This is a genomic window from Aquicoccus porphyridii (genome assembly GCF_008369105.1).
Lineage (GTDB): Bacteria > Pseudomonadota > Alphaproteobacteria > Rhodobacterales > Rhodobacteraceae > Aquicoccus > Aquicoccus porphyridii.
Genome location: NZ_VINQ01000044.1, coordinates 1 through 2,543, shown reverse-complemented (window position 1 = coordinate 2,543; position 2,543 = coordinate 1). Strand labels below are relative to the sequence as shown.

Here is a 2,543-nt window from a genome sequence, read left to right as displayed (position 1 = left end):
TGTCAACGGCAGAGTAAAAGTGAGCCAAAGGGCAGCGCAAAATGTTACCACTTTGGGGTTGGGATGATTGCCGCATAGACACGAGCGCCAGCATCCGGGCGACCGCGCTTGTCATATAGCTGGCGGTTGCCCGGATGCTTTGGCCCGTCAGGGCCAATCTGTGCTGATTGTGGTTTAGGTTTTGGGCGTTGCCTGACGCGCCTTACTTTGTCCAAGGCGGTAGCTTTCGCCATTCATCTCGAGGATGTTGACGTGGTGGGTCAGACGGTCGAGGAGTGCGCCAGTCAGGCGTTCCGATCCAAAGGTTTCGGTCCATTCATCGAATGGCAAGTTGCTTGTGATCAGCGTGGAGCCGCGCTCGTAGCGTTGGGAGATCAACTCGAAGAGGAGCTCGGCCCCGGTTTTGCTCAGCGGCACAAAGCCCAGTTCGTCGATGATCAGCAGCTTGTAACCCACCATTTGCTTTTGAAGCCGCAGGAGCCTGCGTTCATCTCGGGCTTCCATCAACTCATGGACAAGCGCTGCGGCAGTGATGAAGCCGACAGACATTCCTTTCTGGCATGCCGATAGGCCAAGGCCCAAGGCGACATGCGTTTTGCCGGTGCCGGAAGGGCCGAGTGCGATGACATTCTCGCGCCGATCAATCCATTCGCAACGCGCCAACTCCAGCACCTGCATCTTGTTCAAGGCCGGGATCGCCTTGAAGTCGAAGCTGTCCAGGCTTTTGACGGCAGGGAATTTGGCGGCCTTGATCCGTCGTTCGATCATCCGCCGTTCACGGTCGATCATTTCCAATTCAACCAAACGTGCGAGGAACTGAACATGGTCATGCCCCTCAGCGGCGCATTGGTGGGCCAGTTTGCCATATTCTCGCAGCACTGTTGGCAGGCGGAGAGATTTGAGCCGGTGATCCAGTAGGATTTGTGGGGCTTGTGTCATGCGGCCTTCCCTCGCTTCATCAGGGACATGTAGCTGGCCGCTGACGTCGTGCCGACATTGGCGCGTGGTAAATACGGATAGACATCCAAGTCCAGTTTGGGTGGACGCTTCTCGACCTGACACAAGACAAGGTGCTTGATGGCATCAAATCCGATCGCACCCATGCGTAGCGCATTTTTGACGGCGACATTCAGGTCGGCCATCTCAAACGTCTCCAGCAGCCGCAAGACCTGCACATACTCGCGCCGACCTGCCTTGGTCATGCGCGCCTCCATCAATCGGCGCAGGGTCGCAAATTCCTCTGGCAGCTCCCATGCGACCAGCGGGGCAGCCTGATCCAAAGCGCCAGTCTTTTGCTCAAGCAGCGGCAGATAGTGAACAGGGTCAAAAACCATATCCTCGCGATCCCAACACCGGGGGTGGCGGGCAATCACATCTCCACCACAGCCAATGACAACCTGATCGACATAGCCCCGGATCCAAACGTCACGGTGGCCATAGGCAACCGGCACCGAGTAATCATTGGTTTTGTAGCGCACCAAAGATTGCGAGTTCACCTGACCATTGGCCTGGTCACAGGCATCAAACGGTGACGCCGGCAAATCCATCATCGCATCGAGATCGCGGACCAGTCGTTGCCCGATGCAGTCGCCATGCCCGCGCAAGACATCGTCTTGGCGCTTGCGGCATTGATCTTCCAGCCAAAGATTGAACGCCTCCCATGTCGCAAACTGAGGGATGGGCACCATGAAGTTGCGCCGCGCATACCCCACCAGACCCTCAACGGCGCCTTTATCGTTGCCCTTGCCCGGGCGGCCATAACGATCATGGATGAAGTAATGCGACAGGAACCCGCTAAACAGTTTGGTCCGTTTGCGCGAACCATCCGGCAGGATCTTCGCAACAAGGCACCGGTCATTATCGTAAAGAACCGACTGCGGCACCCGGCCAAAGAAGGCAAAGGCATGGACGTGGCCATCGACCCAAGCCTCGGACACCGCCGCAGGGTAAGCACGAACAAAGCAGGCATCGCTGTAAGGCAGGTCCAGCGCAAAGAAATGCGCTTTCTGCTCAACGCCCCCAATCACCACCATGGCTTCGCCAAAATCTGCCTGCGCTTGGCCGGGGGCATGTGCCAGCGGGACAAACATCTCTCGACTGCGGCGCCCATGCTCACGGACGTAATTTTTGACCGTCGTGTAGCCACCTTGAAACTGGTGCTCGTCACGCAGCCGTTCAAAAATGCGCTTGGCGGTGTGGCGCTGTTTGCGGGGACGGTTGAGGTCGTCTTGCAACCATTGATCGATGAAGCCGGTGAACCCGTCCAGCTTCGGTCGTTTAATATCCGCCGTTCGCTGATATCCGGGCGGGACCGAGAACATCATCATCTTCTTCACGCTCGCACGCGATATCCCGAAATGGCCCGCTGCCGCCCGTTCGCTCATACCGCCCCGACGCGCGAGGCGGACTTTCAAATATAAATCCACGACTAAAATCTCCCGCCCTCCCTGCAAACAGAAAGGGCCAAAGTGGCAACATTTTACGCTGCCCGCAGCGGGATTATCACGCCACTTCCGTGGCTCACTTTTGCACTGCCGTTCTCA

At 57.4% G+C, this 2,543-nt stretch carries 2 protein-coding genes; both read right to left on the bottom strand.

Annotated elements, in window-relative coordinates; genetic code table 11:
• Positions 1-174: 174 nt before the first annotated feature.
• Positions 175-939 carry an IS21-like element helper ATPase IstB gene (gene istB / locus FLO80_RS21580; protein WP_149187107.1) on the bottom strand — a complete coding sequence of 255 codons (765 nt, stop codon included), beginning with the start codon at positions 937-939 and terminating at the stop codon, positions 175-177.
• A complete protein-coding gene (gene istA / locus FLO80_RS21575) occupies positions 936-2,426 on the bottom strand; it encodes an IS21 family transposase (protein WP_188078393.1) in 1,491 nt (496 codons plus the stop codon). Before istA ends, istB begins: the two co-directional genes overlap by 4 nt.
• Between the last annotated feature and the right edge of the window lie 117 nt (positions 2,427-2,543).

Excerpts from the sequence above, each read along its gene's own strand:
- istB (WP_149187107.1), bottom strand. The coding sequence starts at position 939 with ATGACACAAGCCCCACAAATCCTACTGGATCACCGGCTCAAATCTCTC.